Here is a 21,989-nt window from a genome sequence, read left to right as displayed (position 1 = left end):
ACGCTCTTCAGGCACTCTGCGCGGCTGCTTTAAGACGTCCGGGTACTCTCTGGACGCCTTCGGCAGGCTCACTCGCCTCGCCTGCAAGCGGCCGCTCCGGATGCACAGTAAGCCAGAGGATTGCGGATAACACTGCGAATGCTGCGGCGGTGGCAAAAGAGGTCGTCCATCCGAAGCGCTGGGCGATCCATGGCGTCAGGGACGCGGTGACTGCGCCGCCGATCTGTCCGCCCATATTGACCATGCTGGAGAAGATACCGGAGCTGGGGCCGGCGATATCGATCGAGGCGGCCCAATAGGAGCTCTGCGACAGATAGAGCGCGCCGGCTCCGAGCGCGAGGATATAGCCGGCCAGTTGCGGACTGTGTGTCTGCGATCCAAGGATCAGGAAGACCGCCGTAAGCAACGATGCGCCGGCAGCAAGGCCGCACCGGCCCGCACGCACACCATACTTACGCGCGAGCACGTCATTCAGCTTGCCGCCCGCCAGACAGAAGACGGTCATCGAAAGGAAAGGCAGCATGGTGTATCGCGCGCTGGCTTTCATGTCGAAGCCGCGCACCTGCGCCATGTAGATGAAGAACCAGCTGAAGTAGATCCACGCGACGTAAAGAAATCCAAAGTAAGCAGCCATCATGGCGAGCAGATCGGTGCGGCCGAGAATTAACTTCCACGGCACGGTCTTAGGCGCCGCTTGCAGTGCGGGAGTTGCTGCGTCGGCGTTAGCTATTCCACGGATAAGGCGCAGCTCAGAGGTCTGTACCCACGGGTGCTCTTCAGGACGGTCTCGCGCGATCCACCACCAGATGGCGCCTGCAACCAGTCCCGTTGCCGCGCTTAGCCAGAAGGCAGAGCGCCAGCCGTGATGCAGGATGAACCAGGTCAGCAGCGGCGGTGTGAGTCCACTGCCTGCTCCGACGCCTGCGAAGATGAGTCCATTAACGAGGCCACGCTCTTCCGCCGGGAACCAACGCATCACGAACTGATTCGCCGCGGGATACATCACCGACTCGCCCACGCCAAGACCGAATCGCAGCGCTACCAGGATCATCGCGGCGTGTGAGACGGACGCGGGCAGCAGGGCCGTGAGCGCCGTTGCAACCCCCCACCAAAGCACTCCGAACGCGAGGACGCGCCGCGGGCCGTACCGCGCGGAGACCCATCCCGCCGGGACCTGGAAGGCTGCATAGGCGATCAGGAAGGCGCTCGCCATCCAGCCCAGACGCTGGTTCCCGAGTGCGTACTCTTTGCTGATCTGCAGGCCGGCGATGGAGACATTCGTCCGGTCAAGGAACGCCACCGCGCTCAGAACAAATAGCCAGGAAGCAAGCGCCCAACGTACTCTCGTGTTGCGTTTCACGTCCATTCGCTGACTTACTCCCGATCTTGTAGCAACAACCGTACGACTTACTTGACGTAGTGAGGCAAAGCTCCCGGCGTCTTGACCGGAAGGCGATAGATGCTGGTGGAAGCCGTGATGTACAGCGTCTTGCCGCCGTCGGCCCAGGCCATGTTCGCGGCGACTTCCGGCAGCTTGATCTGTCCCAGGACCTTACCTGCAGGCGAGATAATGCGAATGCCACCCGGCCCGGATGTCCAGAGGTTATTCGCTGAGTCGAGCTTCAGGCCATCGGGAACGTCCGGAGCGCTGCCGGGGTACTCGATAAACCGCGTGCCTTTCGAGACCGTCCCGTCCGCGTTGACGTCGTATCTCTCCACATACATCTCGGGTCCGGAGTTCGACACATAGAGCGTCTTGCCATCCGACGTGAAGCCGATGCCATTGGGTCGGGCCAGCTCGCGAATGGGCGCGGTCAGCTTGCCGTTCGCATAGCGGTAGACGCCGTTAAAGGGCAGCTCTTTCGCGGGGTCGCGGTCCTGGCCGGTGAGCCCATAGGGCGGATCCGTAAACCACAACGAACCATCCGGTGCAAAGACGAGGTCGTTGGGACTGTTGAAGCGTTTGCCTTCAAATCGGTCGAGGAAGGTGGTCGGCTTCTGGTGATCATCAAGCCGGGCGATGCGACGTACACCGTGCTGCGTCATCAGCACGCTGCCGTCCTTGTCGGTCGCCATGCCGTTCGATCCCTTAGGCATTCCAGCGGGATAGCTATCCAGGCCGCCGGCGTGATCGATTAAGACGGGTGTGTGTCCGTCCGCCGTCATGGCGTACATCTTGTTCCCGGCCACATCGGAGAACCACAGTTGTCCCTCATGCCACATTGGGCCCTCAGCGAAGACGAAGCCGCTTGCGACCTTCTCGATCTTCGTGCCGGGTGCGATGACAGCATCCAGCGCAGCATCGAGCCGCACGACTTCCAGGCTGGCTGACGCTGCCTGGGCTGGCGGGGACGCGACGACCGCCGGAGCGGGCTGCTTCGCCTTGCATCCGGCGAGCGCCACACTCATGACGCTCCATACGATCCATCTCGAGTTCAATCTCATCTGTGTGCTTTCTTCCCTGGAACAAACCATTCGTCGACTGAAACTGCTCGTCTAAGCCTTGTCCGTGAGCAAGACCAGGTAATCCTTGTTCGTCACGGTGTCTTCGATCAGCGGCCACACGCGCTGATGGATTGCCGACGCGATCCACTTCTGGCGCAGTTCCTCGCTCTTGTACGTGAGCTGGAAGCGATAGTTGATGTTCGGCATCGGCGCCGGCTGGCCCTGCATCACCTTACGAAGCTTCAACATCTTGACGTCGATGTAGCCGTCAAACTTTGCCGCAGCCGGCAGGAAGTCCATGTGGAAGTGGTGCAACATCTCCTGCTCACGCGCCGGATCGATTGCCAGGTCGCAGTAGAGAACGATGCCGCCGCCGCTTCCCTTCGCTGGCTCAGCCTCTGCAAGGACGAGCGACGACAAGGAACTGGTGACACCGAGCATGGTCGAGTACTTCAGGAGCGATCTTCTATTCATGCTTCCTCTCAAATCACGATCCATCACGAGATAATGGAAAACGTTTACTAATTTCCACCAATCCCCTTCGAGATCAGTGACTGCGAATGAGATAAGTTCGAGGCGTGGAGAAAACTAGCTTCCTCAATGCCCCGCTGTCAACGGGCACCTTGATCCGACTCCTTCGTCACGGCTTCGGCACAGCGACAGAGTCGATCGGGACCGGCATCATGCCGAAGTATCGTGAGAGATAGTCCTGCACTCGTGCTGCCTTGGCGTTATCTCCCTGTGCTCCTCTCGAGCGCATGTCCTGGATGAGGTCATGCCAGCCCTCAGACGACCGGCGGACTGCCACCGCTGTGCTGACACCATGACACTGCCCGCACATACTCAACACGTCGTCCTTACCTGCGCCGTCCGGCAATGTAGTTGGCCCTGCCGATGCCGGAAGCGCCGCGGTGGATGGCCCGCTCGGAGTCTGGCCGCCGGGAGGTCTGGGTGGAAGTTGCATCGGCGTGGGAGCGAACTGCGTCAGGTCCACCGCAGCCTCACCAGGCTTTGGAAGCGCGTAAGCCAGTAGGATCGCGTGGAAGCTGGAGAAGCGCCCCGGCATGCCGATTGTGCCGGGTCCGCCATCCGGAATCACGACATACTGCCGCCCACTCTTGCCGCGATAAGTCGTCGGCGTCGAGACTGCGGGCGCGGGCACCGACACGGTCCACACCTCTTTGCCGGTACGTGAATCAAAGGCACGGAAGCGCGAGTCGACCGTCGCGCCGATGAAGACAAGACCACCCGCAGTGGCGATCGATCCACCGATATTTGCCGTGCCGGCGTTCTTACTTGCCGCACCATAATCGTCCGACGTACCCAGTGGTGTGCGCCATGCAATGTCGCCCGTGTTTGCGTTCACGGCGATCAGTTCGCCCCATGGCGGGTTGATGCAGGGCCAGCCCTTTGGATCGTTGAAGCGGCCATAGGCGCCCTCCAATTTGTAGCCGCCCGCTGCATCCGGGACCATCCGGCTTGTCGTTGGCACATTGGAGATATTTGCGAAGAAGTAGCCGAGCCGCGGATCGGTTGAGACGCCGCCCCAGTTGCCACCGCCAGAGGTTCCCGGCGCAAACAGCGTGGTGCCCTTGATGCTGACCGGAGTATATGGACCGTCGTTGTGCAGTTGCAGCTTGTCCCACTGCGCCAGGCAGAACGCATGTGCTTCCGGCGACATCGTCGTGATGTCCGCCTTCGTCACACTTGTCTTCGCCAATGGCAGCGGCTTCATAGGAAAAGGCTGCGTCGGCGAACTATGCTCACCCGGCACGTCGCTTTGAGGCACGGGTCGCTCCTCGTCTCCGAAGACCGGCTTGCCTGTGCGACGGTCCAGCACAAATGCGAGTCCCGACTTCGGCACCTCAACCAGCGCGGGGATCAACTGACCGTTGCGGCGGATATCAATCAGGCTTGGCGCGGCAGGCGCGTCGACGTCGTTGATGTCGTGATGCGTGAATTGATAGAACCACTTCAGCGTTCCCGTCGCTGCATCGAGCGCGACGATTGAGTTGGCGTAATAGTTCTTACCCGGGCGATCAACGCCGTTGTAACTGTCATCGGGATTGCCAATGGGAATGAAGACAAGCCCCGTCGCCGCGTCCACGGTAGCGCCGCCCCACGCGCTTGGTCCGGCTCTTTCCTTCCAGCCCTCCGGCCCCCACGAACCATCCTGTGGCTCGCCGGGTTGTGGAACGGTATGGAACCGCCAGACAAGCTTGCCCGTGCGGACGTCAAAGGCGCGCGGGTCGCCGCTGGGACCTTTGCTGCCAAACTCCTGTGTCGACGGAGAGATGATCGCCAGGTTCTTATAGATCGCAGCCGGTGAAGAGATCGTGTAGAGAGCGTTGGGATACTTGTCGGCAACGTCATCCCGCAGGTTCACCAGGCCGTCTTTGCCGAAACCTCCGACTGGTACACCCGTCACCGCATCCAGCGCGTACAGGCGATCTACCGTTGCGTAGATAATCCGCGGAGTGAGCGCGCCGTCGCCGGGCCAGTACGCCACGCCTCGGTCACGCCCCGGTCGCGAGATACCCTTGGGGACGAACTTCCATAATTCCTTGCCTGTCTCCGGGTCAATTGCAGATGCCCCGCCTGGTATCGAGAGATACATCACGCCGTCTACAACGATGGGATTCCCTTGCCAGGTGCGGCCTTTGACGCCGGTGTCATAGACCCAGACGGGCTTCAGGTTCTGCACATTGCCGCGATTGATCTCCGACAACCCAGAGTACCGTGTATGACCTGCATCCAGCGTTGAGGTGGGCGTGCGTTGCCGTGGAGTCACCGCCGCAACCGCGGCCAATGCACACAGGGAGACAGCAACAACCCAGCCGGTGTTCCGAATCTTCGTCTTCATCAATCGAGCTTTCGTTGTCCTGTATCGACTGCCGTTACGATTTCTGTTGCTGGCTTAAACGACCGACACACGCGGATCAAGTTTCCAGACGGCCTTGGCACTCGGATCAGCCAGTGGTCCGGGTAATCGGGTGGCGCCCGTGGCCTTGCCGAAGAGATCGTTGTCGATATGGTTGAAGGCGCTCACCGTCGGAAGCGGCTGCTTGCTGCTCATGGTCAGCTCCAGCGTGTCCGGGTTGAAGTCAATCTGCGCATCTGCTGTTGCACCGTTCTTATCCCAGCCATGCGTCTCGCGCCAAGCTGGAAGATCGAGCCACTGCTTTGAGTCGGATGTCGTGAAGCCGAGATAGCCCTGTGGCATGGAAACATAGAGGTTGCCGTCCGCCTCGTTCCGGGTGTTCAGGAAGACGACGGCAGACTTACCGCAGTGGCTGAAGATGTTATTGAAGATCTTGTTACCCGTAGCCGTGCCGGTACCGGCTCGGTCTTCGCGAATGATGGCAAACACGCCGGAGTTATCGCAGCGACCAATCAGGTTCTGCGCGATGACGACGCGGTCACTGGCATTGATGAAGATGCCGGAACCTGCGCAGCCTCTCTGTCCGGGTGTTCCCGGCTCCGCATTGCGAACGTCCCAGATGACGTTGTTGTCGATTTGGTTCTCCTGAAGATTGACCTCAATGTGTACAGCGGCACTCACCGTCAAGACGTCTGCGAAGACGTTGCTGGTAATGCGATTGTTGACGTTGCCGCTGTCGAACCACACCGCGTTCGCATGGCGAATGTGACGGATGACATTGCGCCGGAAGAGCATGTTCTGCGCACGATGAAATTTCACCGCGCCCGCCTCCCACGCACGTTCTGCATCGGCCCAGCCGCACCACTCGATCAGATTGTCTTCAATTAGAGTGTTCTTCGTGCCCATGCCACCGATGGCCTCCACACCGCAGTAGCGGATGGTGTTGCCACGGATGATCTGATTGAGACCCGCATTCGGTGCGCCGGGGCCGTTCCAGTCACCATTCCCGATATCAAGGCCGGTACCGTTCGCCCACTCGATGGTGTTGCCCTCAATGATCCAGTGGTTGCCGCCCGCGGTCGATACCAGGCCTCGTTGCGGCACCGGGATCACGTTGCCCGCGTGCTGAAAGGTGATGCCCTTCACTCGGATGAAACCAAGACCTTTTTGCGACGGCGCGAAGACCTGCTCACGCGTCGTGACTTCGATGGTGTGGTCGGCAGGCTCTCCCTGCGGCAGACGTACGTGCACTCCAGTACCTGAGTTCTCCACCCAGAAACGACCGTCAGGTGTGCCGCCTACCTCCTGCATGATGGGCGCGGTGCGAACGCGCGTTGGGAGTCCGTTGAGTACCTTGGCAGCTGTGGGCGGCGGTGGTCCAGGCAGATTTGCAGAAGCGAGTTCACGGAGTTGCTCGACCGGCTCAAGCGGTTTGCCATCCACAAAGACCAGGCCGCGCCGACGGAAGTAAGGCCCCATGTCGACAGACTTGGTATCAAGCCAGGAGCGATCGCCCGGCGCACTTGCCAGTGCGAATGGATTGTAGGCATCCGGGAAAAGCTTGCCGCTCAGTTCATGCTGCCAGGCCGTAACCTGTCCGCTTTGCGGTCCGCGGCCCATTGCGACCGACTCTTTCTCCCAGCCCTCCTTCAGAATCTCTGACCCCTTGACGATGACCTGCGCACCCGGAGCAGCCTCATAGCTGATCATGCGCGTGGCGCCTGTCCCGCCGCGCATAGGGCGCACGCATTCGCGATACGTACCGGCGGCGATCACAACTCGCTCCCCCGGCTGAAGCACCTGCGCCGCCTTGTTAATCGTGCGGAAGGGCTTTGCAGAAGTGCCCGGGCCGTTGTCGTCCGCCTTCTGCGATTTGTTGTCGACGTAGTAGGTCTTGGTGAACTGCAGTGGCTGTTCCCAGGACACGTGGCCGCTGCCATCCGGCAGACGATTGTCCGATGCTGCAGCCAAACCCTGCGCGAAGACGCCTCGCCCCAACCCAAGCATCATGCCTGCGCCTGCTGCGTATTGCAGGAACTGACGTCTGTCTATTGAAGAAGATCTATCCGCTGGCACTTTCACACGAGACGCATCGTACGCACTGCCTGATTGCATTCCGGCCCCATTCCAATACATGCATGCGACCGACGTTGTTGTGACAGCCCCAGAGCTACACGGATACTCGAGATAGCTCCGGCAGAATCCGCAGATCCGAATCCCTGGCTATTTGAGTAAACGTTTCCCCAACATAAGTTCGCGGCGCGAACGAAATCATACGATGCCCATACGAAATTGGGCAAGGCTTGAATTTCTGACATTGGTATGGGCGGGTTTTGAGTTCCAGTGGCGCCGGATAGGACGCAAACTGATCGAACAGATCAAGCGCGCTGCGAGGTACGGACGCGGCGGCTCGTCAGGCCGTCTGCTCGCTCGCTGAGGCGGGAATACCATCGATCGGGAGGAATACCCGGAAGGTCGTCTGGCCCGGATTGCCGTCGACACTCTTGCGACTGCGCACACGAATGTTGCCGTGGTGGCGGTCGACAATCTCCTTCGACACCCACAAGCCCAGTCCCGTTCCGGTAACACCCTTGGTCGAGTAGAAGGGCTCGAATAGATGTGCGATGGTCTCTTCACCCATGCCACTGCCGGTATCGCAGACGGTGAGTGCAAGGCCGCGAGCCTCGGTTACTGGATTGTGTGTCTCGGTCGTCCGAACAGTAATGCTGCCGCCGCCCGGCATCGCGTCGATGGCGTTGCCCAGCAGATTTACGATCACCTGCCGAATCTCGCCTTCGTACGCAAAGATGGGAGACGTCTGACGGTAGCGCCGTTCGATCTGTATGCCCTGCCGGCGAATCCGCGATTCGAAGAGGGCAAGAACCGTCTCGATCAGTTCGCTCGTCTCCGTCGGCATGGGCCGGCTGGATTGACGATGGAAGCGGAGCGTCTGCACCGTGATCTGCGCGACGCGATCGAGCTCTTTCTGCGCAATTTCAAGGTAGGAGCGACCGATGTCGTCCAGCGCCGTCTGCTGAACGAGGTACAGGCAGTTCGTGATGGCTGCGAGCGGATTATTGATCTCATGCGCGATGGATGCTGCGAGTCGCCCGGCCACTGCAAGCTTTTCGGTCCGGCGGAGCACCTCTTCACTGCGCTTTTGGTGGCTGAGATCCGCGATAAAGACGGCAAGCTCGCGATGCCCTGCCTCCTGCTCGCGATCCAGGAATGCCATACCCACCAGGACATCGACGGCTAGCCCCGCAGAGGTCGTGCAGGTCGCTTCGAACGGCTCTTCTGCGGCGCGTTGCTCCAGCTCGGCAAAGGGCGCGTCCAGCGCGCCACACAAGGACGCCAGCGTGATGTCCCCGTTCAAAACCTTCTCAGGAGCAAAGCCCAAAAGCCGCTCAGCGGCGGCGTTGGCGTAGGTGATACGACCCGAGCTCTGGCTGATCAAGAGCCCCAGAGGCATGGCGTCGACCAGGTGATGGAAGCGTGCCTCGCTGACCGCGAGCGCGCGTTCTGCCAACAGCCGCGACTTGCGCGCCGACGCCTCACGCAATTCCCTCTCAACCACCGGAATCAGGCGTGCGACATTCTGCTTAGTGACGTAGTCTTGCGCACCTGCACGCATGCTCTCAACGGCCGTCTCTTCTGAGATAGCGCCAGACATCATGATGAACGGCAGGTCATAGCCGCTCTGCCGCGCGATGCTGAGCGCAGCGGGGCCGCTGAAATTTGGCAGGTTGTAATCGGCAATGACCAGGTCCGGAACACTGGCAGAGATAGCCGCCATCATCTCTGCGGCAGTCTCCACACGTGTCACACGGGGCGCGAAGCCGTTACGGCGAAAATGCCGTTCCAGTAGCGCAGCGTCATCCTGATTATCCTCCACCAGCAGCAATTGAAGCTGCCGCGGCGGAGCTAGCTCATCGGCGGACATTCGTTCAGCACCAGCCAGTACATTCCGAGCTGCCGTGTCGCCTCCGCAAAGTCCGTGAAGTTCACCGGCTTGCGGATATAGCTGTTGACGCCCAGCTTGTAGCTTCGAACGACATCGCGCTCTTCGTCAGAGGAGGTGAGAACCACAACCGGCAACATGCGCGTCGTATCGTCTTCGCGGATCCGGCGCAGGACTTCCAAACCTTCTACCTTCGGCAGCTTCAGATCCAGCAGTACCAATTGCGGACGGACAGCATCCGGCCCGAAGAGAGACGCAATCGCCTCTTCCCCATCGCGTGCCACGCGTACTTCATTGGCGATGTTGCTCTTTTTGAGAGCACGGATCGTCAAAAGCTCATGGTCGGGGTCATCTTCAACAAGCAGGATCAAACGTGTAGCCTCAGCCATGCCGTCATCCTAGCGTAAACCAGAACGTCGCGCCATGATCGACCTCGCTATCCGCCCAGATGCGGCCGTGATGCCGCCGGATCACACGCGCTACCGTCGCCAGGCCGATGCCGGATCCCTTGAAGTCCTTGTCCCCATGCAGACGATTGAAGGCGTTGAAAAGCTTGTCCTTGTAGTGCATGTCGAAGCCGGCGCCATTGTCCTTCACGCGCCAAGCCTTCTGTTCTGCGTCCCAACCGAACGAAATCTCCGCATCCTCGCGGCGCGCTGAGAACTTCACCGCATTCCCCAGCAGGTTTTCGAGCGCCACCTGTACCAGCTTGGGATCGGCATTCTCCTGCGGTCCCGGAGTCACCGTAAAGGCAATCTTCCGGTCGGGATTCTCTTCGCGCAGTTGCGCCACGACGGTCTCCGCGATCTCCGACGGATGGATCGTCTCGCGGGTCACATCCGCACGGGTGATGCGCGACAGTTGCAGCAGCGCATCAATCAACTGGCCCATGCGCTGCACGCCGGCACGGACTCGTCCGATATAGTCCCGGCCCGTGTCGTCCACGACATCGGCGTAATCCTCCATGAGCGCAAGGCTGAAGCCGTCAATCGTCCGCAGAGGCGCACGCAGGTCGTGCGACACGGAGTAGCTGAAGGCCTCAAGCTCACGGTTCGTGGTCTCCAGTTCAGCCGTCCGCTCACGCACACGCGCTTCAAGCTCCAGGTTCAGAACCCGCACTTCCTCCGCAGAGCGCTCTGCCTCCGCCCGCGCCACACCCAGGCGCTCATTGGCAAGCTCAGACGCAAGACGCAGCGACCGTTCCTGCCAGAAGTACCAGGTAACAAAACCAATCATCAGCAGGTCCAGCACGCACGCCAGGGAGATAGCAAAGATTGTTCGCGCACCGTTGTGCCGAGCCTCATCGGCTCGGTTCGCAAGCAGGCGCCGTTCCTCGCCGTCCATCTGCGCGACAAGGCTGCGCAGATGTTCCATCTCCGCAGCTCCGATGCCGCTGGAAACAAGTGAAGATGCTACTTCCAGACCACCCGCTCGCCTTGCCTCGCCGCTCTGCTCCAACAGTTTCATGCGGCGGCCAATGGAGGCATGGACCTCATCGATAGTGCTCTGCTGAATGGGGTTGTCGAGGGTCAGGTCCTTGAAACGCTGCACGTCCGCGGGCAACGTGCGCTCGGCCTCACGGAACGGTCCGAGAAACGGTTCCTGCCCTGTGATGACAAAGGCGCGCGCCGAAGTCTCAGCGTTGGTAACGGTCAGCATCAACTGCTCTTCCTGGCCGATGACCTCCCACGTATGCGCCAGCCACGCCTCGCTGTCCAGCAGCGATCGCACTGCAGAGACAGCGAACCAGGTATTCATTGCAACGACAAGCACCGCCGCGAACAGCGCGAGTGGAACCACAGAACGGGAGGAGCGGGCAGGCATATTTCGTCATTGTAGGCGACCCCACACCCCAGCAACGGAAGCAACGGCAACGGGGCGAGCCAAAATGACGAACGCTGCCGTTGCACTTCATGGCATGCGAGAAATGGTGGACGCCGCAGGAAATAGAGCCTGAAGCTACCTACGAATGCAATGAGAATGCAGAAGGCACAGGTGCCGCAAGCTCGAGCCGTTCCCCCGTGACCGGATGGTCGAGTGTCAGAAGTCCTGCGTGGAGGAGATACCCCCCATCGCCCGGGAGCCCGGGAAGATCTTCCAGCGGCATGCCCGTTGGTCCATACAGTGGATCGCCCACGAGTGGATGGCCGATGGACGCCAGATGAATCCTGATCTGATGAGGACGGCCCGAATAGAGGCTTACCTGAAACGTCGTTGTATCTGCGCCGCGCGCGATCACCTTCGCCAAAGACTTCGAAGGTTTACCACCGGGGTGGGCCGCCCAGACAGAACCGATGCGCGGGTGCGGCACCGGGCCGATGGGTGTGAGGATCTCGTAGACGTCGTGCTGCGCAATGCCCTGAGCCAGTGCCCTGTAGATCTTTTGAATGCTCGGAGTGTTCCAGTTTGCAGAGAGGTGCGCTGCCACCTTGGATGTCTTTGCGAAGAGGACAATGCCAGTGGTGGCTCGCCCAAGGCGGTGCACAGGATTCGCGCTGGGGCGTTGCTTTTGCACCAGGCGTAGAAGCGTGTTCTCCATGAAACCGCCACCAGGAAGGGTGGGCAGTCCACCCGGTTTATTCACGGCGAGCAGGTAGGGGTCTTCAAAGAGCACTTCGAAGTGCTGAGGAGTCTCTGCCTCGATCCAGGTCGGGCGGTCCCACACAAGGGTCTGACCCAACTTCAGCCACTCGCTTCCCGTCGCAACAACACCATCGAGAGTCACTTCGCGGTCGTTCAGCTTTTGCTGCCATTCTTGCGCTGTCGCATGCGGATAGAGGCTTGCCAGGTGCGCGAGCAGGGTTCGACCACAGTACTTGTTGCTGATGACTGTGGTGTAGGCATAGCCCCGATTCAGCATGTGGCTTGAGTGTAAGCGATGGCCACCGTGTCATTCGATAGTATGGGGCGACCCTATGAAGACAATCGGCATTCTGGGTGGCATGTCAGCGGCATCCACACAAACCTACTATCGAGAGCTGTGCAGCCGTACGCGCGAACGTCTCGGTGGCCTTCACTCTCCAGAACTCCTGATCCGTTCTCTCGACTTCGCGCGCATCGAGGAGTTGCAGATGAAGGGAGACTGGGCGTCAGCAGGCGACATTCTGAACCGGGAGGCAAGGGCGCTCGAGCGCGGCGGTGCGGACTTCCTACTGCTCGCAACCAACACCATGCACAAGCTTGCCGAGGAGATGATGCGCGGTGTCACCATCCCACTGCTGCACATCGCCGACGCGACGGCCGCCAGCATCGTCTCGAAGGGCCTGCAGTCCCCTGGCCTGATGGCAACAGCATTCACGATGGAGCAGACGTTCTATACCGACCGGTTGATCGCTGCTGGTCTGGCGCCAATCATTCCCAAGGAAGCTGACCGCGCCGAGACGCACCGGATCATCTATGAGGAACTCTGCCGCGGGGTTGTAACCGCGCAAAGCGAAACGGCCTGTGCAGCGATCGCAGAACGCCTGGTGCAACGCGGTGCTGACTGCCTGATTCTCGGCTGCACGGAGGTAGGCATGTTGCTCAACCAAGGCAATGTGTCCGTACCGGTCTTCGACACCACGCTTCTTCATTGCGATGCCGCACTGACATTCGCGCTCGCGTAAACGCATGAGGTAAGCGTCCCGCACAGAAAGAAACGGCCCGCGCAATTCGCGCGGGCCGTCTCTTTTTGTTTGCTTCGACCGCGGCTTTACGCAATCTCGAAACGATCGAGGTTCATCACCTTCGTCCATGCTGCAACGAAGTCCTTCACGAACATCTCCTTCGCATCGCTGGCCGCATACACTTCTGCGAGCGCACGAAGCTGGGAGTTGGAACCGAAGACCAGGTCGACGCGGGTTGCCGTCCACTTGATCTCACCGGTCGCACGGTCGAGACCTTCGAAGAGGCCCTCGCCCGTCGAGGCCGGCTTCCACTCCGTCGCCATGTCCAGCAGGTTGACGAAGAAGTCGTTCGTCAGCGTGCCGGGCTGGTCGGTGAAAACACCGTTCTTCGATCCGCGGTGATTCGCACCCAGGACCCGCAGGCCACCAAGCAGAACTGCCATCTCCGGCGCGGTCAGCGTAAGCAGTTGCGCGCGATCGATCATCAACTCCTCAGCGCGCAGTTTGTGGCCGGGCGTCAGGTAGTTGCGGAAGGCGTCTGCCTTCTGCTCGAGGAACGCGAAGGATACAACGTCGGTCTGCTCCTGCGAGGCATCGGTGCGGCCCGGCGTGAACGGAACCTTTACGTCGAAGCCTGCCTTCTTCGCCGCCGCTTCGACGGCAGCGGTGCCGGCGAGAACGACGAGGTCAGCAATCGAAACGGGCTTGCCGAAGTCGCTCTGGATGCCTTCCAGCACTGTGAGCACCTTGGCGAGCACCTGGGGCTGGTTGACCTCCCAGCTCTTCTGCGGCTCCAGGCGAATGCGACCACCGTTGGCGCCGCCGCGCTTGTCCGAACCGCGGAAGGATGCTGCTGCGCCCCATGCGGTTGCGATGAACTGCGCCGGGGTTACGTCCGAAGCGAGAATCTTGGCCTTGAGAGCTTCGATATCTGCATCGCTGATCAGTTCGTGCGTCACTGCCGGAACCGGATCCTGCCAGAGTAACTCTTCCTTGGGAACCAGCGGTCCCAGGTAGCGAGCGAGGGGGCCCATGTCGCGGTGGGTCAGCTTGAACCAGGCGCGAGCAAAGGCATCGGCGAAGGCTGCAGGATCCTTCTGGAAGCGCTTGCCGATCTTCTCGTAGATGGGATCAAACTTCAGCGCAAGATCCGAGGTGAACATCATGGGCAGGTGCTTCTTGTCCTTGATGTGAGCGTCCGGGAAGGTCTCCCCTTCCGCCGTGGCGTACCACTGCCATGCGCCGCCGGGTCCCTTACGCAGAGCCCAGTCGAAGTTGTAGAGGTTGTCGAGATACTCGCTGTCCCACTTGATCGGATTGGAGGTCCAGGCGCCCTCAAGACCGGAGGATATGGTGTCCTCCGAGTGGCCCTTGCCCTTGGAATTCTTCCAGCCAAAGCCCTGCTGCTCGATGGGAGCGCCTTCCGGTTCGGGTCCTACGTTCGGACCGGGATCGTGTGCACCGTGGCCCTTACCGAAGGTGTGTCCGCCGGCGATCAGCGCAAACGTCTCTTCGTCGTTCATCGCCATGCGGCCGAAGGTCTCGCGGATGTCGCGGGCAGAGCCGATGGGGTCGGGCTTGCCATCAGGGCCTTCGGGGTTCACGTAGATAAGACCCATCTGCACGGCGGCGTACGGCTGCTCAAGCTCGCGATCGCCTTGGTAGCGGTCACTGCCAAGCCATGTGCCTTCCGAGCCCCAGAAGACGTCTTCCTGCGGCACCCAGACATCGGCGCGGCCGCCTGCGAAGCCAAAGGTCTTGAAGCCCATGGTCTCGAGCGCGATGTTGCCCGTCAGGATCATCAGATCGGCCCAGGAGATCTTCTTGCCGTACTTCTGCTTGACCGGCCAGATCAGACGGCGAGCCTTGTCGAGCGAGACGTTGTCAGGCCAGCTGTTCAGCGGTGCGAAGCGTTGCGTGCCCATACCTGCGCCGCCGCGGCCGTCGTACTGGCGATAGGTGCCGGCGCTATGCCATGCCATGCGGATGAAGAACGGACCATAATGGCCGTAGTCAGCAGGCCACCAGGGCTGCGACGTCGTCATGACCGCCTTCAGATCTTCGATCACAGCGTTCAGGTCGAGGCTCTTGAACTCCTCGGCGTAGTCAAACTCCTTGCCCATAGGATCGACGAGTTTGTTGTTCTGCGACAGAACAGCCAGGTCCAGGCGATCGGGCCACCATGCCACGTTGTTCATGATCTTGCGTGAATTGTGGGTGACCGCACCACCCTTGGGCGATTCCGTTTCGGTCGCGGTGACATTCGGTGCGGGACGGTCGCCGGTGACGCCGGTTACCGGGCACTTCATTTCGTCTGACATGCTTGCTCCTTGTTCTCGTGCCTGGGGACAGCCATCCCCAGTTGCTCTGCTGCAGTTTTCTGTGTTGCGGGATTCAAACCATCCGAATCCCAAACTTTGCTTGATGGTGAAGTGAGATGGATCTATCCGGTGCTGATCCCGCCGGTTCTTACAGAAAGCGTGGGGGAGGCCGCTACGCAACTGCTGCAGAGACCCCGAAGGATGAGTTCGTATTCGCGCACAACGCGGTCACCGACGGCGCCTGCCGGCGGGCGTGGCACATCGAACCACGTCATGTTTTCAACCCCGCCGCACTTGTCGCAGATGAAGTGATGGTGCGGAATTCCCTTTGCATCGAACCGTGCCGATCGCCCTTCCACAGCCACTTCCCGCACCAGACCAGCTTCAACCATGTCCTTCAAATTGCGGTAAACGGTCGCGCGGGAAGACCGCGGATCCAGGCGGTTCACACCGTCGAAGATCTCCGCAGCGGTGGGATGGCCCTCATTCTCCATCAGGAATGCCATCAGGCAGTAGCGCTGCGGAGTAAACTTCACTCCGTGCGCATCCAGTCGGTGCCTGATCTCTTCCATATCCACCGCTAGATAAGAATCTGTCTCAACTGCGAGATTGTCAAGCGGGCTTTTCCAGAGGGCACGGCATGCGGTCAATCAATAAGTGAAGGGGAGGAGAATACTCTTGTTGAGGCGGAGAAAAGGACAACCATGCAGGTAAGCGTAGAAGGTAACGAACTCGTGATCCGTATCCCACTCCTTGCGGAACCGACCAAATCGAAGAGCGGCAAAACCCTGCTGGTTGCCAGCAGTGGCGGCAACATCGAGACACAAGCCACCGTAAACGGAAAGCCGATCACTGTCGGTCTCAACGCCTATATCTCAAAGTAGTTTCTGATACCCGGCCTGCCAGGCCGACAAGCTTCAAAGCCGATCGTACTGCCTGTGGGAGCTTGTACCCCCAAGGCGACATAGAGCTTCGCGGGCGTGCATTACGTCGCATTTCCAGCCGCCCACGGCCGATACTGCGCGACTTACGGTACCCGTTAGAGCCTGAACCCGCATCACACCAGGCATTCCTGTTACCAGCAAAATCAAAAGGCCCACTCCGAAGAGTGGGCCTTTATGTTTATGCCGGCGATAACCTAATCTCCCACACAGTCGCCCGTGCAGTACCATCGGCTCAACGAGACTTAACTTCCGTGTTCGGGATGGGAACGGGTGTAGCCCTCGTGATATTCTCACCGGCAAATTGTCAAAACTCGCGCTCACGCTGCGAAGTTTCACGACTGAATAGATTGAGTAGACATATACTTCGTAATTTTCGTACTTAGTTTCGTCGCAGAGCTTGCGCTCCGAACATAACTACTTAGCTTGTGTCGAATGTCTCAGGACAAAAAACGAATGTTTCTGCGCAGAGTAAATTCTATGATCAAGCCGAACGGGCGATTAGTACTGGTAAGCTACACGCATTACTGCGCTTCCACATCCAGCCTATCAACCTAGTGGTCTTCTAGGGCCCTTCATTTCCCTTTTGGGTTGGGAGATCTCATCTTAGGGCATGCTTCCCGCTTATATGCATTCAGCGGTTATCATAACCGAACTTCGCTACCCAGCCGTGCCTTTGGCAAGACAACTGGAACACAAGAGGTTCGTCCATCCCGGTCCTCTCGTACTAAGGACAGCCCCCTTCAAATCTCCTACGCCCACAGCAGATAGAGACCGAACTGTCTCGCGACGTTCTGAACCCAGCTCACGTACCGCTTTAATAGGCGAACAGCCTAACCCTTGGAACCTTCTACAGCTCCAGGATGCGATGAGCCGACATCGAGGTGCCAAACCATTGCGTCGATATGAACTCTTGGCAATGATCAGCCTGTTATCCCCGGCGTACCTTTTATCCGTTGAGCGATGGCCCTTCCATACAGAACCACCGGATCACTAAGGCCTGCTTTCGCATCTGCTCGACTTGTAGGTCTCGCAGTTAACCACACTTATGCCTTTGCACTCGACGGCTGATTTCCAAACAGCCTGAGTGTAGCTTCGCGCGCCTCCGTTACAATTTAGGAGGCGACCGCCCCAGTCAAACTACCCGTCTTACTATGTCCCTCTTCCCGATAAGGGAAGGAGGTTAGAGTCACAACAATCGCAGGGTGGTATCTCACCGTTGGCTCCACCGAAACCGAGATCCCGGTATCAAAGCCTCCCACCTATCCTGCGCAGCAATTGCCGTAACCCATAGTAAAAGTATAGTAAAGGTGCACGGGGTCTTTTCGTCTAGCTGCGGGTAACCGGCATCTTCACCGGTACTACAAGTTCGCCGAGCAACTCGTTAAGACAGTCGTACGATCGTTACTCCATTCGTGCAGGTCGGAACTTACCCGACAAGGAATTTCGCTACCTTAGGACCGTTATAGTTACGGCCGCCGTTCACTGGGGCTTCAATTCAGAGCTTCGCTTGCGCTAACCCCTCCTTTTAACCTTCCAGCACCGGGCAGGAGTCAGCCCCTATACGTCGTTTTAGACTTTGCAGAGACCTGTGTTTTTGTTAAACAGTCGCCGTACGCGTTTCACTGCGGCCACTTCGGGCTATGAACCCTACCGTGGCGACCCTTCTCCCGAAGTTACGGGTCTAATTTGCCGAGTTCCTTAACAAGCCTTCACTCGAGCGCCTTTGGATATTCTCCTCGTCTACCTGTGTCGGTTTGTGGTACGGTTCCCAATTCCTCTCCTTAGAGGTTTTTCTTGACAGCGTGAACTCATCAGCTTTCAGGCATACGCCTTACTGTTTTACACCTCACTGTTAAGACCCGACGGATTTGCCTATCAGATCCAGCTTACGTGTATCAACCCCCATAGCCATAGGAGGGCCTGATTATCCTTCTGTGTCACCCCATCGTAATAACGAGGTATTGGGAGGTCCGGAATATTAACCGGATATCCATCGCTTACGCCTTTCGGCCTCAGCTTAGGGACCGCCTAACCCTGAGCGGATTAACCTTCCTCAGGAAACCTTAGACTTTCGGCGTCAGTGGTTCTCACACTGATTATCGCTACTTATGCCGGCAGGGTCTCTTCTCGAAACTCCAGTAGTCTTCTCAGTCTACCTTCATTGTCGCGAGAATGCTCTCCTACCACGCACACCCTAAGGTGTGCATCCGCTGCTTCGGTATATCGTTTTAGCCCCGTTGTATTGTCGGCACCGGACCGCTTGACCAGTGAGCTATTACGCTTTCTTTAAAGGATGGCTGCTTCTAAGCCAACCTCCTGGCTGTCTGAGCGTTCCGACTTCCTTTCCCACTTAACGATAATTTGGGGACCTTAGCAGGCGGTCTGGACTGTTTTCCTCTCGACTGTGAAGCTTAGCCCCCACAGTCTGACTCCCGGGCTGGTTGTGATTGGCATTCGAAGTTTGGCTGGATTCAGTAAGCCGGAAAGCCCCCTAGTCCAATCATGTCTCTACCACCAATCCAAATCACCCGAGGCTAGCCCTAAAGCTATTTCGGAGAGAACGAGCTATCACGGAATTTGATTAGCCTTTCACCCCTACCCTCAGCTCATCCGAGCTTTTTTCAACAAACACCGGTTCGGTCCTCCAATGGGTGTTACCCCATCTTCAACCTGGCCAAGGGTAGATCATCCCGCTTCGCGTCTATTCCTGCCAACTTATCGCCCTATTCAGACTCGCTTTCGCTGCGGCTCGCTCACGCTTAACCTTGCTGACAAGAATAACTAGCCGGCTCATTATGCAATAGGCACGCGGTCAGACATTCCCTTACGGGCATAGTCCTCCCACTGCTTGTAGGCACACGGTTTCAGGTACTTTTCACTCCCCTCAATGGGGTGCTTTTCGCCTTTCCCTCACGGTACTGGTTCACTATCGGTCAGAATCGAGTATTTAGCCTTACGGGATGGTCCCCGTGGATTCAAGCAGGGTTTCTCGTGCCCCGCCTTACTCAGGTACCTGCTTCGAGTCCAGATAAATTTCGTCTACGCGCCTGTCACGCTCTATGGGGCCCCTTTCCAAGGGCTTTGACTATCTACTGGATTGGTAACTCTACTTGTTGCAGGCCCTACAACCCCCGTGCCACCGAAATGGAACGGGTTTGGGCTCATCCGATTTCGCTCGCCACTACTCTCGGAATCGAGGTTTCTTTCTTCTCCTGGGGGTACTGAGATGGTTCACTTCCCCCCGTTCGCTTGATCCCGCCTATGTATTCAGCGGGTCATACCTAGGTTTTGCCTAGGTGGGTTTCCCCATTCGGAAATCTCCGGATCAACGCCTGTGTGCGGCTCCCCGAAGCTTATCGCAGCTTGCCACGTCCTTCATCGCCTGATTCTGCCAAGGCATCCACCGTGCGCCCTTAGTAGCTTGTTCATAGAATTTACTCGCACGCAGAAACATACTCTGCTAATGCTTTAGTCCTTTACTTCGCCGTTTTATTATCCTAAAGACACTCAACACTAAATCTTCAGCTTTACTCCCAGAGAAAACCCGGGAAACTGAAGGCTCAGCCTTGTAGTTATATTTACCCAATCTATTCAGTTGTCAAACATCACAAGCAAGCGATACCGCTCACCAGCACACCCTGGGGTGTGGGACTTTTCCTCGTGCTGCTCCGGTTTCCCAGACGCCACACGCGTTCTGTCCAAGGCTCAGGATCACTACCAAAGTAGCTTCCTCAACCTCATACAGACTCTATCTTTCGAGTAAATGGTGGAGCTGACCGGGATCGAACCGATGACATCCTGCTTGCAAAGCAGGCGCTCTCCCAACTGAGCTACAGCCCCATTCAGAACAACTTAATCAGAGTACCGCTCGCGCGGCTTCCAATCAAGAGGTTGTGGTGGGCCTGGGTAGATTCGAACTACCGACCTCACCCTTATCAGGGGTGCGCTCTAACCAACTGAGCTACAGGCCCAGATCAGGGCGATACCGGCAGAGCCCTTGCGGACACCTGCCGGCAACCCTCTGATTTACCTTGAGCTCACTGCAAACGCAGTTGGCTCTCGAAAGATTTTCGAGGACACAGTTGAACGTGCTCACCGGCTACGCCAGTGATGACCATCGCATAGATGGGTATTAGACCAAAGAGAGGCTTAGTTCAAGCTCTCCAGGATAAATCCTGGAGGTTGTCTGACCTCAGTCGAACTCGGCACAATGGCCGTCTGCGATACGCAGAGCGTTTTGACTTTGTCAGACTGGTTCTCTTTAGAAAGGAGGTGATCCAGCCGCAGGTTCTCCTACGGCTACCTTGTTACGACTTCACCCCAATCATGAATTATACCTTGGGCGGCTGCTCCTCTTGCGAGTTAGCGCACCGACTTCTAGTACGACCCACTTTCGTGATGTGACGGGCGGTGTGTACAAGGCCCGGGAACGTATTCACCGCAGCGTTCTGATCTGCGATTACTAGCGATTCCAGCTTCATGGAGTCGAGTTGCAGACTCCAATCCGAACTGAGGCCGGCTTTTTCCGATTGGCTCCCCCTCGCGGGTTCGCAGCGGTTTGTACCGGCCATTGTAGCACGTGTGTAGCCCTGGACATAAAGGCCATGAGGACTTGACGTCATCCCCACCTTCCTCCCCGTTATCCGAGGCGGTTTCGCTAGAGTGCTCAACTAAATGGTAGCAACTAGAGATAAGGGTTGCGCTCGTTGCGGGACTTAACCCAACATCTCACGACACGAGCTGACGACAGCCATGCAGCACCTATATACCGGTCTATTGCTAGACGCCGACGTTTCTGCCGGATTCCGGTACATTTCGAGCCCAGGTAAGGTTCTTCGCGTTGCGTCGAATTAAACCACATGCTCCACCGCTTGTGCGGGCCCCCGTCAATTCCTTTGAGTTTCAGCCTTGCGACCGTACTCCCCAGGCGGATTGTTTATCGCGTTAGCTTCGACACGGCAGGATTGGGTACCTGCCACATCAAACAATCATCGTTTAGGGCTAGGACTACCAGGGTATCTAATCCTGTTTGCTCCCCTAGCTTTCGCGCCTCAGCGTCAGTAATGGTCCAGTGAGCCGCTTTCGCCACAGGTGTTCCTTCCGATATCTACGCATTTCACCGCTACACCGGAAATTCCACTCACCTCTCCCATACTCAAGCCCGGCAGTTTTCCGTGCAGACTTCGAGTTGAGCCCGAAGATTTCACACGAAACTTGCCAAACCGCCTACGCGCCCTTTACGCCCAATAATTCCGAACAACGCTTGCCCCCCTCGTATTACCGCGGCTGCTGGCACGAAGTTAGCCGGGGCTTCTTCTATAGGTACCGTCATTATCTTCCCTATCGAAAGGAGTTTACGTCCCAAGAGACTTCATCCTCCACGCGGCGTTGCTGCGTCAGGGTTTCCCCCATTGCGCAAAATTCCCCACTGCTGCCTCCCGTAGGAGTCTGGACCGTGTTTCAGTTCCAGTGTGTCCGTGCGCCCTCTCAGGCCGGATACAGATCATTGCCTTGGTGGGCCATTACCCCGCCAACTAGCTAATCTGCCGCGACCTCCTCTCCAAGCGCATTGCTGCTTTGACTCGTAAGTGTTATGCGGTATTAGCTAAGGTTTCCCTCAGTTATTCCCCACTCGGAGGTAGATTAGTCACGTGTTACTCACCCGTGCGCCACTTTACTCAGGACCGAAGTCCCTTTCTCGTGCGACTTGCATGTGTTAGGCACGCCGCCAGCGTTGATTCTGAGCCAGGATCAAACTCTCGTTTGAATGCTGGTTGCACTTACTAACTCACGGAGGTGGTTAGCATAGGTGCCCGGTCTAGCCTCGAAAGC

At 58.3% G+C, this 21,989-nt stretch carries 13 protein-coding genes, 2 tRNA genes and 3 rRNA genes; 2 read left to right on the top strand and 16 right to left on the bottom strand.

Annotation, left to right across the window (positions count from 1 at the left end; genetic code table 11):
- Window positions 1-7 precede the first annotated feature (7 nt).
- From TERRO_RS08715 to TERRO_RS08675, 9 genes are all read right to left on the bottom strand, one after another.
- On the bottom strand, window positions 8-1,366 hold the full coding sequence (locus TERRO_RS08715) for an MFS transporter (RefSeq protein ID WP_014785634.1): 1,359 nt from the start codon (window positions 1,364-1,366) through the stop codon (window positions 8-10).
- Between the two features lie 41 nt (window positions 1,367-1,407).
- Window positions 1,408-2,445 carry an SMP-30/gluconolactonase/LRE family protein gene (locus tag TERRO_RS08710; protein WP_217164484.1) on the bottom strand — a complete coding sequence of 346 codons (1,038 nt, stop codon included), beginning with the start codon at window positions 2,443-2,445 and terminating at the stop codon, window positions 1,408-1,410.
- Between the two features lie 51 nt (window positions 2,446-2,496).
- On the bottom strand, window positions 2,497-2,919 hold the full coding sequence (locus TERRO_RS08705; RefSeq protein WP_014785632.1) for a hypothetical protein: 423 nt from the start codon (window positions 2,917-2,919) through the stop codon (window positions 2,497-2,499).
- Between the two features lie 166 nt (window positions 2,920-3,085).
- Window positions 3,086-5,308: an outer membrane protein assembly factor BamB family protein gene (locus tag TERRO_RS08700; RefSeq protein WP_014785631.1), complete on the bottom strand. Its 2,223-nt coding sequence runs from the start codon at window positions 5,306-5,308 to the stop codon at window positions 3,086-3,088.
- A 54-nt stretch (window positions 5,309-5,362) separates the two neighbouring features.
- Complete coding sequence (locus TERRO_RS08695; RefSeq protein WP_014785630.1) at window positions 5,363-7,336, bottom strand: right-handed parallel beta-helix repeat-containing protein; 1,974 nt, start codon at window positions 7,334-7,336, stop codon at window positions 5,363-5,365.
- Window positions 7,337-7,739: 403 nt separating this feature from the next.
- Window positions 7,740-9,269, bottom strand: a complete 1,530-nt coding sequence (locus tag TERRO_RS08690; RefSeq protein ID WP_014785629.1) for a hybrid sensor histidine kinase/response regulator — start codon at window positions 9,267-9,269, stop codon at window positions 7,740-7,742.
- Complete coding sequence (locus tag TERRO_RS08685; RefSeq protein WP_014785628.1) at window positions 9,251-9,676, bottom strand: response regulator; 426 nt, start codon at window positions 9,674-9,676, stop codon at window positions 9,251-9,253. The genes TERRO_RS08690 and TERRO_RS08685 overlap by 19 nt, the downstream gene beginning before the upstream one ends.
- A gap of 4 nt (window positions 9,677-9,680) precedes the next feature.
- A complete protein-coding gene (locus TERRO_RS08680) occupies window positions 9,681-11,111 on the bottom strand; it encodes a sensor histidine kinase (protein ID WP_014785627.1) in 1,431 nt (476 codons plus the stop codon).
- A 139-nt stretch (window positions 11,112-11,250) separates the two neighbouring features.
- Window positions 11,251-12,147, bottom strand: coding sequence for an RluA family pseudouridine synthase (locus TERRO_RS08675; RefSeq protein ID WP_014785626.1), 897 nt, complete (start codon window positions 12,145-12,147; stop codon window positions 11,251-11,253).
- A 55-nt stretch (window positions 12,148-12,202) separates the two neighbouring features.
- On the opposite strand from TERRO_RS08675, the gene TERRO_RS08670 reads away from it, so the two are divergent.
- Window positions 12,203-12,892 carry an aspartate/glutamate racemase family protein gene (locus TERRO_RS08670; RefSeq protein WP_014785625.1) on the top strand — a complete coding sequence of 230 codons (690 nt, stop codon included), beginning with the start codon at window positions 12,203-12,205 and terminating at the stop codon, window positions 12,890-12,892.
- 86 nt (window positions 12,893-12,978) lie between these two features.
- On the opposite strand, the gene katG is transcribed toward TERRO_RS08670, so the two are convergent.
- Together katG and TERRO_RS08660 are read right to left on the bottom strand one after the other, a co-directional pair.
- Window positions 12,979-15,213 (bottom strand): catalase/peroxidase HPI, encoded by a 2,235-nt coding sequence (katG, locus tag TERRO_RS08665; protein WP_014785624.1) that lies wholly within the window; start codon window positions 15,211-15,213, stop codon window positions 12,979-12,981.
- A gap of 122 nt (window positions 15,214-15,335) precedes the next feature.
- On the bottom strand, window positions 15,336-15,785 hold the full coding sequence (locus tag TERRO_RS08660; RefSeq protein WP_014785623.1) for a Fur family transcriptional regulator: 450 nt from the start codon (window positions 15,783-15,785) through the stop codon (window positions 15,336-15,338).
- 132 nt (window positions 15,786-15,917) lie between these two features.
- Between TERRO_RS08660 and TERRO_RS08655 the strand changes: the two genes are divergently transcribed.
- On the top strand, window positions 15,918-16,097 hold the full coding sequence (locus tag TERRO_RS08655; RefSeq protein ID WP_014785622.1) for a hypothetical protein: 180 nt from the start codon (window positions 15,918-15,920) through the stop codon (window positions 16,095-16,097).
- A 241-nt stretch (window positions 16,098-16,338) separates the two neighbouring features.
- Here the strand turns inward: TERRO_RS08655 and rrf are convergent.
- The 5 genes from rrf to TERRO_RS08630 all read right to left on the bottom strand — a co-directional run bounded on the left by rrf (window position 16,339) and on the right by TERRO_RS08630 (window position 21,924).
- A 5S ribosomal RNA gene (gene rrf / locus TERRO_RS08650) occupies window positions 16,339-16,455 on the bottom strand.
- Between the two features lie 179 nt (window positions 16,456-16,634).
- Window positions 16,635-19,584, bottom strand: a 23S ribosomal RNA gene (locus TERRO_RS08645).
- Window positions 19,585-19,921: 337 nt separating this feature from the next.
- Window positions 19,922-19,997: transfer RNA gene (locus tag TERRO_RS08640), tRNA-Ala, on the bottom strand.
- A gap of 54 nt (window positions 19,998-20,051) precedes the next feature.
- Window positions 20,052-20,128, bottom strand: a tRNA-Ile gene (locus TERRO_RS08635).
- Window positions 20,129-20,422: 294 nt separating this feature from the next.
- Window positions 20,423-21,924 (bottom strand): 16S ribosomal RNA (locus TERRO_RS08630).
- The 16S, 23S and 5S rRNA genes sit together here with 2 tRNA genes alongside, the layout of an rRNA operon.
- Window positions 21,925-21,989 lie beyond the last annotated feature (65 nt).

Origin of the sequence: Terriglobus roseus DSM 18391, from assembly GCF_000265425.1 — a bacterium.
GTDB classification, from domain to species: Bacteria; Acidobacteriota; Terriglobia; order Terriglobales; family Acidobacteriaceae; genus Terriglobus; species Terriglobus roseus.
Note: the sequence above shows the minus strand (reverse complement) of the source record. Positions and strands in the feature narration are given on the sequence as shown.

What these genes read in the sequence shown, in the direction of transcription:
- TERRO_RS08715 (WP_014785634.1), bottom strand. Translation starts at nt 1,366, where the DNA reads ATGGACGTGAAACGCAACACGAGAGTACGTTGGGCGCTTGCTTCCTGG.
- TERRO_RS08710 (WP_217164484.1), bottom strand. Translation starts at nt 2,445, where the DNA reads ATGAGATTGAACTCGAGATGGATCGTATGGAGCGTCATGAGTGTGGCG.
- TERRO_RS08705 (WP_014785632.1), bottom strand. Translation starts at nt 2,919, where the DNA reads ATGAATAGAAGATCGCTCCTGAAGTACTCGACCATGCTCGGTGTCACC.
- TERRO_RS08700 (WP_014785631.1), bottom strand. Translation starts at nt 5,308, where the DNA reads ATGAAGACGAAGATTCGGAACACCGGCTGGGTTGTTGCTGTCTCCCTG.
- TERRO_RS08695 (WP_014785630.1), bottom strand. Translation starts at nt 7,336, where the DNA reads ATGATGCTTGGGTTGGGGCGAGGCGTCTTCGCGCAGGGTTTGGCTGCA.
- TERRO_RS08690 (WP_014785629.1), bottom strand. Translation starts at nt 9,269, where the DNA reads ATGTCCGCCGATGAGCTAGCTCCGCCGCGGCAGCTTCAATTGCTGCTG.
- TERRO_RS08685 (WP_014785628.1), bottom strand. Translation starts at nt 9,676, where the DNA reads ATGGCTGAGGCTACACGTTTGATCCTGCTTGTTGAAGATGACCCCGAC.
- TERRO_RS08680 (WP_014785627.1), bottom strand. Translation starts at nt 11,111, where the DNA reads ATGCCTGCCCGCTCCTCCCGTTCTGTGGTTCCACTCGCGCTGTTCGCG.
- TERRO_RS08675 (WP_014785626.1), bottom strand. Translation starts at nt 12,147, where the DNA reads ATGCTGAATCGGGGCTATGCCTACACCACAGTCATCAGCAACAAGTAC.
- TERRO_RS08670 (WP_014785625.1), top strand. Translation starts at nt 12,203, where the DNA reads ATGAAGACAATCGGCATTCTGGGTGGCATGTCAGCGGCATCCACACAA.
- katG (WP_014785624.1), bottom strand. Translation starts at nt 15,213, where the DNA reads ATGTCAGACGAAATGAAGTGCCCGGTAACCGGCGTCACCGGCGACCGT.
- TERRO_RS08660 (WP_014785623.1), bottom strand. Translation starts at nt 15,785, where the DNA reads ATGGAAGAGATCAGGCACCGACTGGATGCGCACGGAGTGAAGTTTACT.
- TERRO_RS08655 (WP_014785622.1), top strand. Translation starts at nt 15,918, where the DNA reads ATGCAGGTAAGCGTAGAAGGTAACGAACTCGTGATCCGTATCCCACTC.